This is a genomic window from Curtobacterium sp. NPDC086286 (genome assembly GCF_044746255.1).
Lineage (GTDB): Bacteria > Actinomycetota > Actinomycetes > Actinomycetales > Microbacteriaceae > Curtobacterium.
Window position 1 is genome coordinate 4,530 of record NZ_JBIVBW010000004.1, and the last position, 18,416, is coordinate 22,945.

The 18,416-nt window shown below is 70.0% G+C and carries 15 protein-coding genes; 7 read left to right on the forward strand and 8 right to left on the reverse strand.

The features are described from left to right. Positions 1–199: 199 nt before the first annotated feature. The 6 genes from pgl to tkt all read right to left on the reverse strand — a co-directional run bounded on the left by pgl (position 200) and on the right by tkt (position 8,528). Entirely contained in the window at positions 200–970 is a 771-nt protein-coding gene (pgl, locus tag ACIPKM_RS08215; RefSeq protein WP_071296304.1) for a 6-phosphogluconolactonase, read from the reverse strand. Between the two features lie 121 nt (positions 971–1,091). After that, a complete protein-coding gene (locus ACIPKM_RS08220; protein WP_070416205.1) occupies positions 1,092–2,036 on the reverse strand; it encodes a glucose-6-phosphate dehydrogenase assembly protein OpcA in 945 nt (314 codons plus the stop codon). Further along, a complete protein-coding gene (zwf, locus tag ACIPKM_RS08225) occupies positions 2,033–3,571 on the reverse strand; it encodes a glucose-6-phosphate dehydrogenase (RefSeq protein WP_071296305.1) in 1,539 nt (512 codons plus the stop codon). The genes ACIPKM_RS08220 and zwf overlap by 4 nt, the downstream gene beginning before the upstream one ends. A 23-nt stretch (positions 3,572–3,594) precedes the next feature. Next, entirely contained in the window at positions 3,595–5,193 is a 1,599-nt protein-coding gene (locus ACIPKM_RS08230; protein WP_402736541.1) for a glucose-6-phosphate isomerase, read from the reverse strand. Continuing rightward, positions 5,193–6,305, reverse strand: coding sequence for a transaldolase (gene tal / locus ACIPKM_RS08235; RefSeq protein ID WP_070416202.1), 1,113 nt, complete (start codon positions 6,303–6,305; stop codon positions 5,193–5,195). The genes ACIPKM_RS08230 and tal overlap by 1 nt, the downstream gene beginning before the upstream one ends. Before the next feature lie 129 nt (positions 6,306–6,434). After that, positions 6,435–8,528, reverse strand: a complete 2,094-nt coding sequence (tkt, locus tag ACIPKM_RS08240; RefSeq protein ID WP_071296307.1) for a transketolase — start codon at positions 8,526–8,528, stop codon at positions 6,435–6,437. Between the two features lie 424 nt (positions 8,529–8,952). Between tkt and ACIPKM_RS08245 the strand changes: the two genes are divergently transcribed. After that, positions 8,953–9,879: a heme o synthase gene (locus ACIPKM_RS08245; RefSeq protein WP_070416200.1), complete on the forward strand. Its 927-nt coding sequence runs from the start codon at positions 8,953–8,955 to the stop codon at positions 9,877–9,879. 327 nt (positions 9,880–10,206) lie between these two features. On the opposite strand, the gene ACIPKM_RS08250 is transcribed toward ACIPKM_RS08245, so the two are convergent. Further along, positions 10,207–11,181: a heme A synthase gene (locus ACIPKM_RS08250; RefSeq protein ID WP_070419048.1), complete on the reverse strand. Its 975-nt coding sequence runs from the start codon at positions 11,179–11,181 to the stop codon at positions 10,207–10,209. A 281-nt stretch (positions 11,182–11,462) separates the two neighbouring features. On the opposite strand from ACIPKM_RS08250, the gene sufB reads away from it, so the two are divergent. The 5 genes from sufB (at position 11,463) to ACIPKM_RS08275 (ending at position 15,649) form a co-directional block, all read left to right on the forward strand. After that, positions 11,463–12,881, forward strand: a complete 1,419-nt coding sequence (sufB, locus tag ACIPKM_RS08255) for a Fe-S cluster assembly protein SufB (protein WP_070419047.1) — start codon at positions 11,463–11,465, stop codon at positions 12,879–12,881. Then, the gene (gene sufD, locus ACIPKM_RS08260) at positions 12,882–14,138 is read left to right on the forward strand and encodes a Fe-S cluster assembly protein SufD (protein WP_071296308.1); all 1,257 of its coding nucleotides are present in this window, start codon (positions 12,882–12,884) and stop codon (positions 14,136–14,138) included. It abuts the gene before it with no gap. After that, the gene (locus tag ACIPKM_RS08265) at positions 14,135–14,464 is read left to right on the forward strand and encodes a non-heme iron oxygenase ferredoxin subunit (RefSeq protein ID WP_070419609.1); all 330 of its coding nucleotides are present in this window, start codon (positions 14,135–14,137) and stop codon (positions 14,462–14,464) included. Before sufD ends, ACIPKM_RS08265 begins: the two co-directional genes overlap by 4 nt. Positions 14,465–14,546: 82 nt before the next feature. After that, positions 14,547–15,320 carry a Fe-S cluster assembly ATPase SufC gene (gene sufC / locus ACIPKM_RS08270; RefSeq protein WP_070419045.1) on the forward strand — a complete coding sequence of 258 codons (774 nt, stop codon included), beginning with the start codon at positions 14,547–14,549 and terminating at the stop codon, positions 15,318–15,320. Next, positions 15,320–15,649: a metal-sulfur cluster assembly factor gene (locus ACIPKM_RS08275; RefSeq protein ID WP_022906025.1), complete on the forward strand. Its 330-nt coding sequence runs from the start codon at positions 15,320–15,322 to the stop codon at positions 15,647–15,649. Before sufC ends, ACIPKM_RS08275 begins: the two co-directional genes overlap by 1 nt. A 262-nt stretch (positions 15,650–15,911) precedes the next feature. Here ACIPKM_RS08275 and ACIPKM_RS08280 read toward each other — a convergent pair whose 3' ends face one another. Next, positions 15,912–16,511 carry a biotin transporter BioY gene (locus ACIPKM_RS08280; RefSeq protein ID WP_070419044.1) on the reverse strand — a complete coding sequence of 200 codons (600 nt, stop codon included), beginning with the start codon at positions 16,509–16,511 and terminating at the stop codon, positions 15,912–15,914. A 115-nt stretch (positions 16,512–16,626) separates the two neighbouring features. Here ACIPKM_RS08280 and ACIPKM_RS08285 point away from each other — a divergent pair, with 115 nt between their 5' ends. Beyond that, entirely contained in the window at positions 16,627–18,225 is a 1,599-nt protein-coding gene (locus ACIPKM_RS08285) for an ABC-F family ATP-binding cassette domain-containing protein (RefSeq protein ID WP_031261586.1), read from the forward strand. Positions 18,226–18,416 lie beyond the last annotated feature (191 nt).

Here is an 18,416-nt window from a genome sequence, read left to right on the forward strand (position 1 = left end):
CGGTGGGGGGGGGGGGGGGGGGGGGGGGGGGGGGGGGGGGGGGCCCCGGGGGGGGCGGGGGGGGCCGCGCGGGGGGGGGGGGGGGCGGCGGGGGGGGGGGGGGGGGGGGGGGGGGGGGGGCGGGGCGGCCGCACCCACGGACGGACGGGAGGCGCGGTGCCCGCCGGCACCGCGCCTCCCGTCCGTCAGGGACCCGCGTCTAGTACGTCGACGCGATGAGGTTCTCGGGGACGTCGCGAGCGGCGTCCTGGTCCACGAAGAACACGGTGCGCTTGCGCCCCTGCACGCCACCGACGGGGACCTCGTCGACCGAGGCACCCGCGAGCGCCAGCCCGAGGACCGAGGCCTTCTCGGCACCCGACAGGATGACCCAGACCCGCTGCGACGCGTTGATCGCCGGGTAGGTGAGGGTCAGGCGCTGCGGCGGCGGCTTGGGGGAGTCGTCCACCGGGAGCACGATGCGGTCGGTCACCGTGAGCTGCGGGAACTCCGGGAAGAGCGACGCGGTGTGACCGTCGGGTCCGACCCCGAGGAGCGTGATGTCGAACCGGGGCGCGATGGCGTCGTCCGGCGCGGCAGCGTGGAGCTCCTGCTCGTAGCGGGTCGCAGCGTCCTCGATCGAGATGCCAGCGTCCGACGCCGCGATCGGGTGGATGTTCGACTCCGGGATGTCGACGTGGTCGAAGAAGTCCGTCTGCGTGCCGGTGATGTTGCGATCGGCATCGCCCGCGGGCACCCAGCGCTCGTCGACCCACCACACGTGCACCTTCGACCAGTCGACGCTCTCACGCGCCGGCGACTGGCCGATCGCGGCGAGGACGAGGGACGACACGGAGCCACCGCTGATGGCGATGTCCGCGCGCTCCTGCTCGTCGAGCACGTCGATGATCTTCGTGATGAAGCGTGCGGCGACCGAAGCGCCGAGGGCCTGCTTGTCCGGGTGCACCAGCACCCGCCGTTCGTTGGTCACGTGACTCCCGTGTTCGTGGTGGTCGACCGGTCGTACGACCACCGTCGGTCCGACCGTCCGGGCCGGCCGCCGCTCGCGCTGGACGAACGACGGCCGGCCCGACCGGTCGTGTGGGGCTTGCTCAGCCGGCGATGGACTCGCGCAGCTGGGGGACCCCGTGCTTGACGACGTCTCCGAAGAGGACGTCCGGGTCGAGTCTACGGAGTTCCTCGGCCAGGCAGTCGCGCAGGTTGCGGCGCGGCAGCGACAGGTCGTGCGTCGGCTGCCCGGGCATCGAGAGCGTCGCGACGTCCACCAGGGACCGCTCGAGCTCGATGGTGCCGGACTCGCGCACGAGCTTGACGCCGTGGATGCCGCTCGACCCGGTCGCACGCGGGGACGTGACGACGGCCACCGGCACCTCGAGTTGCAGCTGCAGCCAGGCGGCGAGCAGGATCGTCGACGGGCTGTCGTACGCACCCGAGACCTCGACGGCGGTGATCGGCTCGTACGGCGGCTGATCGAGCGCCGCGGCGAGCTGGTTCCGCCACAGGGTCAGTCGGGTCCACGCGAAGTCGGTGTCGCCCGGCACGTACGAGGCACCGAGGGCCTCGATCGCGCCGTTCGGGTCCTTCTGCGCGGCCGCGTCGGTGATCCGTCGCTGGGCGATGCGACCCAGGGCCGACGCCGAGGGCTGCTCCGGGGCGGTCTGCGGCCACCAGGCCACGACGGGCGCGTCCGGCAGCAGGAGCCCCGTGACCAGGCTCTCCTCGTCGGTCGCGGTCTCGCCGTAGGCGCGGAGGACGATGACCTCGCTCGCACCCGCGTCGCTGCCGACGCGGATCTGCGCGTCGAGGCGACCGGGCGACTTCGTGTCGCCGTCGTTCTTCGACACGATGATGACGCGCATCGGGTGCTCGCGGGACGCCTCGTTCGCGGCCTCGATCGCCTCTTCCTCGTGGCCGAGGGCCGTCGAGATGATGAGCGTCAGGACACGACCGAGGGCGACGGCGCCGCCCTCTTCGCGGATGTGGACGAGCTTCTTCTGGATCTTCGAGACCGTGGTGTTCGGCAGGTCGATCTTCATGGACGCCTCCAGGTCCGGCCGTCGCGGGCGAGCAGGGCGTCGGCGGATGCCGGGCCCCACGTGCCGGGACGGTACTGCTCGGGCTGGCCCTGCGTGGCCCAGAACTCCTCGATCGGGTCGAGGATCTTCCACGACAGTTCCACCTCTTGGTGACGGGGGAACAGGGGCGGGTCGCCGAGGAGCACGTCGAGGATGAGTCGCTCGTACGCCTCGGGCGAGGCCTCGGTGAACGCGTGGCCGTAGCCGAAGTCCATCGTCACGTCGCGCACCTGCGTGCCGACGCCGGGGACCTTCGAGCCGAAGCGGAGCGTGACGCCCTCGTCCGGCTGCACACGGATGACGAGCGCGTTCTGGCCGAGGGGCGACTGCGAGTTGCCGTAGACGTCCTCGGGGACACGCTTGAACACGATCGCGATCTCGGTCACGCGGCGACCGAGACGCTTGCCGGCGCGGAGGTAGAACGGGACGCCCTGCCAGCGACGGGTCGCGATGTCGAGCTTGATCGCTGCGTAGGTCTCGGTGCCGGACTCGGGGTCCATGCCGGCTTCCTCGAGGAAGCCGAGCACCTTCTCGCCGCCCTGCCAACCGCCGGCGTACTGCCCGCGGGCCGTGGCGGTCGAGAGGTCCTCGGGCAGACGCACCGCGGAGAGGACCTTCTCCTTCTCGGCGCGGAGGTCCGCCGCCTTGAACGAGACCGGTTCTTCCATCGCGGTGAGCGCGAGGAGCTGCAGGAGGTGGTTCTGGATGACGTCGCGCGCCGCACCGATGCCGTCGTAGTACGCGGCACGTCCGGCGACGCCGATGTCCTCGGCCATCGTGATCTGCACGTGGTCCACGTAGTTCGAGTTCCAGATGGGTTCGTACATCTGGTTCGCGAAGCGCAGCGTCAGGAGGTTCTGGACGGTCTCCTTGCCGAGGTAGTGGTCGATGCGGAACACGTCGTCCGGAGCGAAGACGCTCTCGACGATCGCGTTCAGCTCGCGCGCCGTGCGGAGGTCGGAGCCGAAGGGTTTCTCGACGACCACGCGGCTCCAGGAGTCCTCGCGCTTCTCGGTCAGCCCGGACAGCTTGAGCTGCTCGGTAACCACGGGGAACATCTTCGGCGGGATGGACAGGTAGAACGCGTGGTTGCCGAGCGTCCCGCGCTCCGCGTCCAGCGTGTCGACGGTCCGCTTGAGCTCGCGGAACGCCTCGGGGTCGTCGAACGATCCCTGGACGAACCGGATGCCCTGTTCGAGCTGACGCCAGACGTCCTCGTCGAACGGGGTGCGCGAGTGCTCCTGGACCGCGTCGTGGACGAGCTGGGAGAAGTCTTGGTCCTCCCAGTCACGTCGAGCGAACCCGACGAGGGCGAACCCCGGGGGCAGGAGCCCTCGGTTCGCCAGGTCGTAGACCGCGGGCATCAGCTTCTTGCGGGACAGGTCGCCCGTCACGCCGAAGATGATGAGGGTGCTGGGTCCCGCGATCCGGTTCAGTCGACGATCCGTCGGCAGCCGGAGCGGGTTGTGCTCCGGGGTGATTGCCACCGGTGACATGAGTCGGTGAACTCCTTCGAGAGTCAGAGGGTGACGGCGGCCGTCAGTGCTGCGGTGGCAGCTGCGACGTCCGTCGTCGTGAGGGTCAGGACCGGGCGGCCGTGCTGCGCGAGGACACTCGCGTCGCCGGAGGCCTGGGCCTGGATGAGTTGGCCGAACGTGAACGGACGACCGGGGATGGCCAGGTCGTCGGGCTCGTCGGCCACGATCTGCAGGAACACGCCGTTCGCCGGGCCGCCCTTGTGGTACTGGCCGGTCGAGTGCAGGAAGCGCGGTCCGTAGCCGAACGTGACGGGTCGGCCGGTGCGCGCCGCGAAGGCGTCGCGCAGCGACTCGAGGTCCGGGTTCGCGGTGCGGTCCACGTACGCCTGCACGGCCAGGTAGTCGGTGGGGCCGACGTGGTCCAGGAGGCGCGACACGGCTTCCGCGATCGTCGTCCCGACCGCCAGGCCCTCGGTCGCGTGGACGGTGGTGCCGTCCTCGGTGAAGGCCGGTTCGGTCGGTGCCGGGCGGTCGTCCAGGAGGGCGCGGGCCGCGGACTTGGCGGCCTCGACGTCGGGCTGGTCGAACGGGTCGATGCCCAGCAGGCGACCGGCGACGGCCACGGCGTACTCCCAAACGAGGAGCTGGCCGCCGAGCGTGCCGGTGATCTCGACCTCGCCCTCGGCGACGTGGCGCTCGTCCTCGCGGGAGCCGACGAGTCGGATCACCTGCAGGTCGGGCAGTCCAGCGGTCACCTCGGGGGAGTCGACGTCGAGCACGACCGGCAGCAAGCCGCGGCCGTCCTTGCCGGTGGACTCCGCGATCAGCTGTTCCGCCCAGTCGCCGAACCCGACGATGTGGGTGCCGTCCGCGACGATGCCGATCGTGGAGCGGAGGGGCGCGGTGCCCCCGAGGACGGCGCCGAGCACGAGGCCCGGGTTCTCGTCGATGTCGACCGAGAGCAGCGCCGAGATGGCGTCGGCCTCGTCGAGGAGCTCCGCGATGTCGGCACCGGCGAGGCCGGACGGCACGAGGCCGAACGCGGTCAGTGCGGAGTAGCGGCCGCCGACGTTCGGGTCGGCGGTGAAGACGCGGTAACCGGCGTCCGTCGCGACGGCCTCGAGCGGGGAGCCCGGGTCGGTGACGACGACGATGCGCTTCGCCGGGTCGATGCCGGCGTCGCGGAAGGCCTGCTCGTAGACACGGCGCTGCGAGTCGGTCTCGAGGGTCGAACCTGACTTCGAGGACACGACGAGCACGGTGCGGTCCAGCTGGTGCTCCACGGCGGCGCGGACCTGCGCCGGGTCGGTGGAGTCGAGGACCGTGAGCGGCACGCCGGCGGTCCGGGTGATGACCTCGGGCGCGAGCGACGAGCCGCCCATACCGGCGAGGACGACGTGGTCGACCCCCTCGGCGAGGAGCGACTCGCGCAGCGCCGTGACCTCGGCGACGAGCGGGCGGGAGACCGAGACGGCCTCTACCCAGCCGAGGCGCTTCGACGCCTCGGCCTCGGCGTCGGGACCCCAGAGCTCGGGGTCCTGGGCGGTGATGCCCGACGCCACCAGATCGGTGACGAGACGCGGGACCACCTGGTCGATGGCCCGCGCCGCGTCACCGCTGGCGGCGATGGAAACCGTCACTACTTGGCGCCCTCGAGTGCGTTCTTGACGGTGTCGACGAGCTCGCCCCACGAGACGTTGAACTTGTCGACGCCCTCCTTCTCGAGCAGCGCCACGACGTCGTCGTAGTCGATGCCCTGGGCGGCGAGCTGGTCGAGGACCTGCTGCGCGGCGTCGAACGACCCGGCGATGGCGTCGCCGTGGATCTCGCCGTGGTCGAACGTGGCGTCGAGCGTCTTGCCCGGCATGGTGTTGACGGTGCTCGGCGCGGCCAGCTCGGTCACGTAGAGCGTGTCGGGGAGCGACGGGTCCTTGACACCGGTCGAGGCCCAGAGCGGACGCTGGGTGTTCGCACCGGCCTCGAGCAGGCCGAGGGCGCGCTCGGAGGCGAACGCCTCGGTCCAGACCTGGTAGGCGAGCTGCGCGTTGGCGATGCCGGCCTTCGACTTGAGGGCCTTCGCCTCGTCCGTGCCGACGGCGTCGAGACGCTTGTCGATCTCGGAGTCGACGCGCGACACGAAGAAGGACGCGACCGAGTGGATCTTCGAGAGGTCGTGGCCGGCGGCCTTGGCCTTCTCGAGGCCACCGAGGTAGGCGTCGATGACGGCGCGGTAGCGCTCGAGCGAGAAGATCAGGGTGACGTTGACCGAGATGCCGGCGGCGATGACCTCGGTGATGGCCTCGAGGCCCTCGACCGTAGCCGGGATCTTGATGAGGACGTTCTCCTTGCCGACCTTGTCGAACAGGAACTTGGCCTGCTCGATGGTCTTCTGGGTCTCGTGCGCGAGGCCCGGCTCGACCTCGATCGACACGCGGCCGTCGAAGCCCTTGGTCGAGTCGTAGATCGGCTTGAAGACGTCGGACGCGTTGGCGACGTCCTGCGTGGTGATCTCGAAGATCGCGTCGGTGACCTCGGTGCCGGCGGCGGCCAGCTCCTTGACCTGTGCGTCGTAGCGCTCGCCCTTGGCGAGGGCCGAGGCGAAGATCGTCGGGTTCGTCGTGACGCCGACGACGTTCTTCTCGGCGATGAGGGACTCGAGCTTGCCGGTCTCGAGGAGCTCGCGGGACAGGTCGTCGAGCCAGATGCTCACGCCGACCGCGGAGAGCGCGGCGGTGGGGGTGTTCTCAGCCATGTGTTTCTCTTCTTTCCTTCATCGGCCTGGTGGCCGGGGTCTGGGGGACCGGGAGGCGCGTGGCGGGGCCGAGCCGCGCCTCCCGGAAGAAGGGCCGGATCCGGCGAACCGGACCCGGCCCTCGGGGGGTCAGGAAGCCGCGAGGGATTCCTTCGCGGCGGCCACGACGTGCTCCGTCGTGAAGCCGAACTCCTTGAACAGCGTCTGGTAGTCGGCCGAGGCACCGAAGTGCTCGATCGAGACGCTGCGGCCCTTGTCGCCGATGATGTCGCGCCAGCTCATGGCGATCCCGGCCTCGACCGAGACGCGTGCGGTGACGTTCTTCGGCAGCACCTGGTCCTGGTAGTTCTCGGACTGGGCGCGGAACCACTCGAGCGACGGGGCGCTCACGACGCGGGCGTTGATGCCCTCGCCCTTGAGCTGCTCACGTGCCTCGACGGCGATCTGGACCTCGGAACCGGTCGCGATGAGGATCACGTCGGGGGTGCCGTTCGGCGCCTCGGCCAGGATGTACGCGCCCTTGGCGACGTTCTTCGCCGAGGCGAAGACCTCACCGGAGGCGTCGCCCTCGCCACGCTCGAAGACGGGGAGGTTCTGACGGCTCAGCGCGATGCCGGCCGGGCGGTCCTTGTGCTTGAGCATCTCGAGCCAGGCGTAGGCGACCTCGTTGGCGTCGGCCGGGCGGACGACGTCCAGACCCGGGATTGCGCGGAGGGCGCTGAGCTGCTCGATCGGCTGGTGCGTCGGGCCGTCCTCACCGAGGGCGACGGAGTCGTGCGTCCAGACGTAGATCGCCGGCGCCTGCATGAGCGCGGCGAGACGGACCGCCGGACGCATGTAGTCGCTGAAGATGAGGAACGTGCCGCCGAAGGGGCGGGTGTTCCCGTGCAGGACGATGCCCGACAGGATCGAGCCCATCGCGTGCTCGCGGATGCCGAAGTGCAGCACGCGGCCGTACGGGTCGGTGCTCCACGCCTTGGTCGAGGCCTCGACCGGACCGAAGGACTTGGCGCCCTCGATCGTGGTCAGGTTCGACTCGGCGAGGTCGGCCGAACCGCCCCAGAACTCGGGCATGAGCGGTGCGATGGCGTTGATGACCTTGCCGGACGCGGCACGGGTGGAGACGGCCTTCTCGGTCGGGAAGACCGGGAGGGCTTCTTCGAGGCCCTCGGGGAGCTCGCCGGCGTTGATGCGGTCGAGGAGCGTCTTCTTCTCGGGGTTGGCCGCGGCCCACGCGTCGAAGGTCTTCTGCCACTCGGCGTGCTGCGCCTGGCCCTTGGCGACGGCACCGCGGGTGTACTCGAGCACCTCGGGGTCGACGTGGAAGGTCTGCTCGGGGTCGAAGCCGAGGACCTCCTTGAGGCCCTTGAGCTCCTCGCCACCGAGGGCGGAGCCGTGGATCTTGCCGGAGTTCTGCTTGGTCGGCGACGGCCAGCCGATGATCGTCTTGAGGACGATGAGCGACGGCTTGTCGGTGACGGCCTTGGCGGCCTCGACCGCGGCGAAGAGGGACTCGACGTCTTCCGAGTACTCGCCCGTCTTCTTCCAGTCGACGGTCTGGACGTGCCAGCCGAGCGCCTCGTAGCGGTCCGGGACGCTCTCCGAGAAGGAGATGTCGGTGTCGTCCTCGATCGAGATCTGGTTCGAGTCGTAGAAGACGACCAGACGACCGAGCTGCTGGCGGCCGGCGAGGCTCGCGGCCTCGTTCGTGACGCCTTCCTGCATGTCGCCGTCACCGGCGATCACGTAGGTGAAGTGGTCGAACGGCGACTCGCCGTCGGCGGTCTCCGGGTCGAAGAGGCCGCGCTCGAAGCGCTGCGCGTAGCCGAAGCCCACGGCCGAGGCGAGGCCCTGGCCGAGCGGGCCGGTGGTGATCTCGACGCCGTCGGTGTGGCCGTACTCCGGGTGACCCGGGGTCTTCGAGCCCCACTTGCGGAGGTGCTGGAGGTCCTCGAGCTCGAGGCCGTAGCCGTGCAGGTAGAACTGCACGTACTGGAGGATCGAGGCGTGACCGGCGGAGAGGATGAAGCGGTCGCGGCCGATCCAGGTGGAGTCGCTGGGGTCGCGACGCATCACCTTCTGGAAGAGCAGGTGGGCGACCGGCGCGAGGCTCATCGCGGTGCCGGGGTGACCGTTGCCGGCGGCCTCGACCGAGTCGGCGGCGAGTACGCGGGCCGTGTCGACGGCCTTCCTGTCGATGGCGTCCCAGGTGAATTCAGCCACTTGGATGTTGACCCTTCTTGATGCGACATGTGCGAGGGCTCGTGCCATCGCACGGACATGATCGCCATCCCGGGGCCTTCGTCGGGTCGCCGTCTTGCGGCGGCCGACCGGCTCTTCGCGGCCGACGTCATCGGGGCACGCACTGCGGGAGGGCGACTCCAGCATAGTGACCATGCACTCAGAAGGGGTTCAGGTGACGCCGGTTGTTCACTCGTCGTCGCGGGGACCCGCCGTTGGCCGGGCGTGTCGGTGGGTGACTTCGGTCCGGATGGCGGGGCGGGGCATCATCGCGGCGCCTCCATCACGTAAACTGTCGGGGACCCGTGCGCATTCCGGGTCGACGCACGCCCCGACGACGACGGAGCCGTCCACCGAGCGTGTGAGCTGACGCGAACAGACTGAGGTTCCCTTGCCGACTGCCACCGTGACCCGGCCCGACACCGATCGACCCCGCTCGACGCTGTCGCGCAAGGTGCGTGCCTACGTCTCGCTGACGAAGCCGCGGGTCATGGAGCTGCTGCTCGTCACGACGGCACCGACGATGTTCCTCGCCGAGCGCGGGGTGCCGGACCTGTGGCTCGTCTTCTGGACGATGCTCGGTGGCGCGATGTCGGCCGGGTCAGCCTCGGCCTTCAACTGCTACATCGACCGTGACATCGACCGGCTCATGAAGCGCACGAGCACCCGGCCGCTCGTGACCGGTGAGCTCTCCGACCGTGAGGCACTCGTCTTCTCGTGGGTGCTCGGCGTCGCATCGACCGCGGTCCTCGGGTTCCTGGTGAACTGGCTCGCGGCCGCCCTGAGCGTCATCGCGATCCTCATCTACGTCTTCGTCTACACGCTGTGGCTCAAGCGCCGCACCCCGCAGAACATCGTCTGGGGCGGTTCGGCCGGCTGCATGCCCGTGCTGATCGGCTGGGCGGGCGTCACCGGGTCGCTGACCTGGGCGCCGGTCATCCTCTTCATGGTGATCTTCCTCTGGACGCCGCCGCACTACTGGCCGCTGTCGATGAAGTATCGCGACGACTACGACGCCGCAGACGTGCCGATGCTCGCGGTCGTCCGCGGTCGCACGGTGGTCGGTCTGCAGGTCGTCCTGTACGCGTGGGCGACGCTCGTCTGCTCGCTGCTGCTCATCCCGGTCGCGCACATGGGGCCGCTCTACACGGTGGTCGCGCTGGCCGGCGGCATCTGGTTCGTCGTCGAGTCGCACCGGCTCTACTCGCGGGCGATCCAGCACGTGGAGCACGTGCAGCCGATGCGCGTCTTCCACAGCTCGATCACGTACCTGACGCTGCTGTTCATTGCCGTGGGCATCGACCCGCTGCTGCCGCAGGTCTTCACCTTCTAGCGCTGCCGCGCGGCCGCGTGCGCGGCCGTCTCGGCTGCGGACCCCGTGCGACATCGTCGCTGTCGTACGACAGCGACGATGTCGTTCGTTGCGGACGCGGGTTGTTGAACGCGATGGCGTGCGACGAGGCCGTCGTCGTACGACGTCGGGATGGTCGTTTCGGGTCCGCAGGAGGCGCCGGGCGCGACCACCCACCGGCCTGGAGGCGCGTGGCGGGCCCGAACCGCGCCTCCAGTCCGTCAGCTGGTCGCGTTCCGCACGACGAACGACACCCCACGAGCCGATCGACTGGTGGGGTGTCGGGGACCGCGCGCGGTGCGCTGCGCGTCAGCCCGCGATCGGCTCGCGGACTGCTTGGCGACCGGCCGTGCCGCGCGTGGAGAGCGTCACGACCGTGGTGGCACCGACGAGCAGGCCCGCGAGGACCATGTGCGTCCCCACCAGACCGACCGGCAGTCCCGTGCGCGCCTGGGTGAGCCCGACGGCGATCTGGACGAACTCGACCACCAGGAGCAGCAGCGCCCACTTGCTCGACAGGCGCAGGCGGACCGCGCCGACCACGAGGACGAGGGTCAGGGCGAACAGCACGTAGGCGGGGATCGCGTGCAGGTGCTCCATCACGGCGGGGTCGAAGCCCGTGCGGTGCAGTCGTCCGCCGTCGACCGCCTCGTCGGCGCCGGCGTGCGGGCCGCTGCCGGTGGTGAGGATGCCGACGAGCACGGTGACGACGACCGCGGCGATGGTGCCGCGCACGACGCCCGTGTACCAGCCGGGGACGAGCCGCTCGGCGGTGCGCGGACCACGCATGGCGCGGTAGACGAGTGCGGCGGTGACCGCCGTGAGCGCGGCGGAGACGACGAAGTGCAGCCCGACGACGAACGGGTTGAGGTTGGTCCAGACGCTCATGCCGCCGATCACGGCCTGCACCGGGATCGCTGCGCCCTGGGCGAACGCGAGCCAGAACAGTTCGGGGCGCGTGCGGCGCATCCGGACGACGAGCAGGAACATGGCGATCGCGACGACGACGAGCACGAAGGTGAGCAGTCGGTTGCCGAACTCGATGACGCCGTGGATGCCCATCTCGGGCGTCGAGACGAGGGAGTCCGCCGTGCACTTCGGCCAGGTCGGGCACCCGAGACCCGATGCGGTGAGGCGGACGAGGCCGCCCGTGCCGATCAGGATCACCTCGACGACGAACGACGCCCAGGCGAGGACGACGACACGCTGGTCGACGACACGGGGGAGCGACCACCACCGCGCACGGCGGACGTCCTGGTCGACGGGGGATGCGACGCGAGTCACGAGCGTGGTGCCTTCCTGTTGTTCCGTGCAGCGAACCTGTAGGATTCGAGGGTTCAGCAGCAGTCAAGTCTAGGCAGGCGCCGGCTCCGAATGGTCCGAGATCGCCGTTCACACCCCGGACGTCGACACTCAGGGCTGTGTGGAACCATCGACGTTGCGAGGGAGCAACACCGTGTCCACCGTGCGCGCGACGAGCGTGTCGGGGGTCTGCGGTGGAATGGCGTCCAGACGCCACGGGTTGACACCCGAAGACGCTGCCGCGAGAAGGAAACGAGGAGACCATGTCCGACGTGCTCATCGACCGTCCCGAGCTCGAAGGGCTCGGCCAATACGAGTTCGGCTGGTCCGACTCCGACTCGGCCGGCGCCTCTGCTCGCCGCGGCATCTCGGAAGAGGTCGTGACCGACATCTCGAACCTCAAGTCCGAGCCCGAGTGGATGCTCAAGAACCGGCTCAAGGGCCTGCAGCTCTTCGGCCGCAAGCCGATGCCGACGTGGGGTGCCGACCTGACGGGCATCGACTTCGACAACATCAAGTACTTCGTGCGCTCCACCGAGAAGCAGGCGCAGTCGTGGGAAGACCTCCCCGAGGACATCCGTGCGACCTACGAGAAGCTCGGCATCCCCGAGGCCGAGCGCCAGCGCCTCGTCGCCGGCGTCGCCGCGCAGTACGAGTCCGAGGTCGTGTACCACCAGATCCGCGAGGACCTGGAGCAGCAGGGTGTCATCTTCATGGACACCGACACGGCGCTCCGCGAGCACCCCGAGATCTTCGAGGAGTACTTCGGCACCGTGATCCCGGCCGGCGACAACAAGTTCGCCGCGCTGAACACGGCCGTGTGGTCCGGCGGCTCGTTCGTCTACGTCCCGAAGGGCGTGCACGTCGAGATCCCGCTGCAGGCCTACTTCCGAATCAACACCGAGAACATGGGCCAGTTCGAGCGGACGCTGATCATCGCGGACGAGGACTCCTACGTCCACTACATCGAGGGCTGCACCGCCCCGATCTACAAGTCGGACTCGCTGCACTCGGCCGTCGTCGAGATCATCGTGAAGAAGAACGCCCGCGTGCGCTACACGACGATCCAGAACTGGTCGAACAACGTCTACAACCTCGTCACCAAGCGTGCGATCGCGCACGAGGGCGCCACGATGGAGTGGATCGACGGCAACATCGGCTCCAAGGTGACGATGAAGTACCCCTCGATCTACCTCGCGGGTGAGCACGCCAAGGGCGAGACGCTCTCCGTCGCCTTCGCCGGCCCCGGCCAGCACCAGGACGCCGGCGCGAAGATGATCCACATGGCTCCGTACACGACGTCCTCGATCGTCTCGAAGTCGATCGCCCGTGGCGGCGGTCGCGCGGGGTACCGCGGTGAGGTCCGGGTCGACCCGGCAGCCCACCACGCGGCGAACACCGTGCGGTGCGACGCGCTGCTGGTGGACACCATCAGCCGGTCGGACACCTACCCGGCGATCGACATCCGCGTCGACGACGTCCAGCTCGGGCACGAGGCCACGGTCTCCCGCGTGAGCGAGGAGCAGCTGTTCTACCTCATGTCGCGCGGCATGCCCGAGGACGAGGCGATGGCGATGATCGTCCGCGGCTTCATCGAGCCGATCGCCCGCGAGCTCCCGATGGAGTACGCACTCGAACTCAACAAGCTCATCGAGATGAGCATGGAAGGATCCGTCGGCTAGATGTCCAGCACCACCCCTCCCCACATCGACCAGCCGATCGAGCCCGCGGCGACCACGCAGCACGGCGCCGGAGCACACTCCGACGGCGGCTGGGACGCGCCCGACAAGACGATCCCGGTGCAGACCCGCTCCGAGCGGTTCCAGTCCGGTGACGTCGACGCGTTCCCGACCGTCACCGGGCGAGAGGTGAACTGGAAGTTCGCGCCCCTCGCGAAGCTCCAGCCCCTGCTCGACGGTGGCCTCGACGGATCCGCCTACCCGTTCCTCGCCCGCCAGTCCGACGGCGCCGACGTCGAGTGGGGTCGCAGCGACGACCCCCGCGTCGGCACCGCCGGCCTGCCCGAGGACCGCGCCGCCGCAGCCGCCTGGACCGCTCGCGACGCGGTCCTGGCCGTCACGGTCAAGGCGACCGAGGCGCACGAGTTCATCACGATCACGCGCTCCGACTTCGGCACGCAGCCCCGCGCCGCGCACACGGTCATCACGGCCGAGGCGCACGCGCAGGGCATCGTCGTGCTCGACAACCGTGGATCGGCGCTCCTCAGCGAGAACGTCGAGATCGTCGTCCGCGACGGCGCCCGCCTGACCGTCGTCAGCCTGCAGGACTGGGACGACGACGCGGTGCACGTGTCGACCCACTTCGCCGAGGTCGGCCGCGACGCCTTCCTCAAGCACGTCGTGGTCTCGCTCGGCGGCGACGTCATCCGGGTCAACCCCTCGACGCACCTCGGTGCGCAGGGTGCCGACACCGAGATGTACGGCGTGTACTTCGCCGACGCCGGTCAGTACATCGAGCAGCAGGTCTACGTGAACCACGACGCGCCCAACACGCGCGGTCGGGTCAACTACAAGGGCGCGCTGCAGGGCCAGGGCGCGCACACGGTCTGGATCGGCGACGTGCTCATCGGGCGCGCCGGCGACGGCACGGACTCGTACGAGCAGAACCGCAACCTCGTCCTCACCGACGGCACGCGCGCGGACAGCATCCCGAACCTCGAGATCGAGACGGGCAACATCGAGGGCGCCGGCCACGCGAGTGCGACCGGCCGCTTCGACGACGAGCAGCTGTTCTACCTGCAGTCCCGCGGCATCCCCGAGGAAGAGGCACGTCGTCTCGTCGTGCTCGGCTTCCTCGTCGAGGTCATCCAGAAGATCGGTGCGCCCGAGCTCGAGGAACGCCTCATCGCCGCGGTCGAGCAGGAGCTCGCCGAGGGGCGCTCGGTCATCGCCGAGGCCGCACCGGAGGCCTCCGCCTGATGTCGACGAAGGTCTGTGCCGAGGCGGACATCCAGGTGGACAGCCCGATGCGCGCCGTGGTCGACGGCACCGCGGTCGCCATCGTCAAGGACTCCGCCGGCACCGTGCACGCGATCGGCGACACCTGCACCCACGGGGACATCTCCCTGGCGGAGGGGTTCGTCGAGGGCGACACGCTCGAGTGCTGGGCCCACGGGTCCCGCTTCTCGCTGGCCACCGGCAAGCCGCAGAACTTCCCGGCGTACGAACCCGTCCCGGTCTTCCGCGTCGAGGTCCGCGACGGCGAGGTCTACGTCGACGTGCACGACCCCGTCCCGGTCGACTGAGACCGCTCCGACCCGGCCGTCACCGGCCTCCACTCACTTCCCGCGGCTGACGCCGCACACCAGCTGCAACCGAAGGAACGCAATGTCCACTCTCGAAATCCGCGACCTGCAGGTCTCGATCGACACCGACCAGGGTGTCAAGGAGATCCTCAAGGGCGTCGACCTCACCATCAACGAGGGCGAGATCCACGCGATCATGGGGCCGAACGGCTCGGGCAAGTCCACCCTCGCCTACACGATCGCCGGCCACCCCCGGTACAACGTCGTCGGTGGCTCGATCACGCTCGACGGCGAGGACGTCCTCGCGATGAGCGTCGACGAGCGTGCCCGTGCCGGCATGTTCCTCGCCATGCAGTACCCGGTGGAGATCCCCGGCGTGACGGTGTCGAACTTCCTCCGCACCGCCAAGACCGCGATCGACGGCGAGGCCCCGGCGCTCCGCAGTTGGGTCAAGGACCTCCGCCAGTCGATGGCCGACCTCAAGATGGACTCGGCCTTCGCCGAGCGCAACGTCAACGAGGGCTTCTCCGGTGGCGAGAAGAAGCGCCACGAGATCATGCAGCTCGAGCTCCTCAAGCCGAAGTTCGCCGTGCTCGACGAGACCGACTCCGGCCTCGACGTCGACGCGCTGAAGATCGTGTCCGAGGGCGTCAACCGTGCCAAGGCCGCGACCGGGCTCGGCGTGCTGCTCATCACCCACTACACGCGCATCCTCCGCTACATCAAGCCGGACTTCGTGCACGTGTTCGTCGCGGGCAAGGTCGCCGAGCAGGGTGGCCCCGAGCTCGCGGAGCGCCTCGAGAACGAGGGCTACGACCGCTACGTGCAGGCCGCAGCCGCTGCGGCGGGGAACTGATGATCACCGCACTCGCACCGGAGAAGTTCGACGAGGTCGTCGAGGGCCTCAAGGAGGTCCAGGACCCGGAACTCGGCGTGAACATCGTCGACCTCGGGCTCATCTACGACCTCGCCTGGGACGACGAGGCGACCGCGCTCGTGATCAGCATGACCCTGACGAGCGCGGGCTGCCCCCTGACGGACGTCATCGAGGGCGACACGGCGAACGCGCTGGACGGCATCGTCGACGCGTTCCGGATCAACTGGGTCTGGATGCCGCCGTGGGGCCCGGAGCGGATCACCGACGACGGGCGCGAGATGATGCGCGCGCTCGGGTTCTCGATCTAGTCGCGACCCCCTGACGGACGGGAGGCGCGGTGCCGGCTGGCACCGCGCCTCCCGTCCGTCTGTGCTGGCGACCCGCGCGGGGCGCGACGCCGAGGTCACGCAACCTGTCGCCCGCGACGCGCGCCAGCGGCGTGTCGTGCGACCTCGGCGGACCGCGCACGGCGTGTCGTGCGACCTCGGCGACCGCCCGCCGCCGCCCCCCGCCCCCGCGCACGCAGACGGGCCCCGCACCGTCCGGTGCGGGGCCCTTCTGCGACGGGACTCAGCGGCGGCCGAGGACCTTCCACGCCAGCGGCACGATGCCCGCGGCGATGAGGGCCTTCGCGATGCCACCCACGATGAACGGGTAGAGCCCGGCCGCGAGGACCGACTGCAGATCGTTCGGCGCGCCGAGCTGTCCGAGCACGACGGCCAGGTAGGGGAGACCGGTGACGAACGGGATCGCGCTGGCGACGAGCATCGCCACCGCGGCACGGCCCACGTGGCGGTCCCAGTCGCGGCGGGCGAGCCAGCCGATGACGCCGGCGGCGGGGATGAAGCCGATGACGTAGCCGAAGCTCGGCACGGCGAGGGCGCCGAGGCCACCCGTGAAGTCGGCGAAGAACGGCGCACCGGCGAGTCCGGCGACCGCGTAGACGAGCAGCGACAGCATGCCGCGGCGGGCACCGAGGGTGGCACCGACGAGCACGACCGCCAGGGTCTGGCCCGTGATCGGCACCGGCCACATCGGCACCTCGACCTGCGCCATGGCGGCGGTGAAGAGTGCTCCGCCGGCGACCAGGGCGGCGTTCGTGGCCAGGCCGTGGGTGCGCAGACGGTCGGCGAGGACTGCGCGGCGAGCGAACCCGGTGGCGTTCGTCATGGATTCTCCTAGAATGGACTGCTGGTCCCGTTCGGGACCATCGGTCCCGTCAGCGTAGCGGTGCACCTCCCGCACACACCGTTGTGCACATCCACCAACTGATTGGACGTCTGCTGTGCTTGCCGTGCACGACCTCGAGATCCGCGTCGGGGCTCGCCTCCTGATGGAGAACGTGTCCTTCCGCGTCGAGAAGGGCGACAAGATCGGCCTCGTCGGCCGGAACGGCGCGGGGAAGACCACGATGACCAAGGCCCTGGCGGGTGAGACCCAGCCGACCGGGGGCAAGATCGACCGCTCCGGCGAGATCGGGTACCTGCCGCAGGACCCCCGCTCCGGCAACCCGGAGGACACCGCCCGCAAGCGCATCCTCGACGCCCGTGGGCTCGGCGAGCTCGTCGAGGGCATCCGCCAGGCAACGCTGGACATGGCCAGCACGGACACCGCCGTCGCCGAGAAGGCCATGCGGCGGTACAGCCGGCTGGACGACCAGTTCAACGCGCTCGGCGGCTACGCGGCCGAGGCCGAGGCGGCGTCGATCGCGTCGAACCTCAAGCTGCCGGACCGCATCCTCGACCAGCAGCTCAAGACGCTGTCGGGTGGTCAGCGCCGTCGCATCGAGCTCGCCCGGATCCTGTTCTCGGACGCCGAGACGATGATCCTCGACGAGCCGACGAACCACCTCGACGCCGACTCGATCATCTGGCTGCGCGAACACCTCAAGACGTACCCGGGCGGTGTGATCGTCATCTCCCACGACGTCGAGCTCGTGGACGAGGTCGTCAACCGCGTCTTCTACCTCGACGCCAACCGCCAGTCGATCGACGTCTACAACATGGGGTGGAAGCTCTACCAGCGGCAGCGTGCCGCCGACGAGGAGCGCCGCCGCAAGGAGCGCGCGAACGCCGAGAAGAAGGCCGCCACGCTCAAGGACCAGGCCGCCCGCTTCGGTGCGAAGGCCACGAAGGCCGCAGCGGCGCACCAGATGGTCGCGCGTGCGGAGAAGCTCCTCGCCGGGCTCGAGGACGAGCGCGCCGTCGACCGCGTCGCGAAGCTGCGCTTCCCGACCCCGACGCCCTGTGGCCGCACCCCGCTGATGGCCGAGGGGCTGTCGAAGTCCTACGGGTCGCTCGAGATCTTCGCCGGCGTGGACCTCGCCATCGACCGGGGCTCGCGCGTCGTGATCCTCGGGTTCAACGGTGCCGGCAAGACGACGTTGCTGCGCATCCTCGCGGGCGCCGACCAGCCGGACACGGGGGAGATCCTGCCCGGACACGGCCTGCGGATCGGGTACTACGCGCAGGAGCACGAGAACATCGACGTGAACCGCACCGTGATCGAGAACATGGTGTCCGCGTCGAACGACCTCAACGAGACCGAGGCGCGACGGGTCCTCGGCTCGTTCCTGTTCACGGGCGACGACGGCTACAAGAAGGCCGGTGTCCTCTCCGGTGGTGAGAAGACGCGGCTCTCGCTCGCGATGATCGTCGTGTCGGGCGCGAACGTGCTGCTGCTCGACGAGCCGACGAACAACCTCGATCCGGCCTCGCGCGAGGAGATCCTCGGCGCGCTGGCCGGCTACGAGGGTGCCGTGGTGCTGGTGTCGCACGACGCCGGTGCGGTCGAGGCGCTCAACCCCGAGCGGGTGCTGCTCCTGCCGGACGGCACCGAGGACCACTGGAACAAGGACTACGCGGAGCTCATCGAGCTCGCGTGACCCGCACCGCCGACGGGCGCGACCCGTCGACGGGCGCGACCCGTCGACGGGCGCGACCCGTCGACGGGCTGGGGGGGGGGGGGGCCCCGGGGCCCCCCCCCCCCCGCCCCGCGGGGGGGGGGGGGCCCCCCCGGGGGGCGCCCCCCCGGGGTGGAGGGGGGGCCGCCCCGCCCCCACCGCCCACCCCCCCC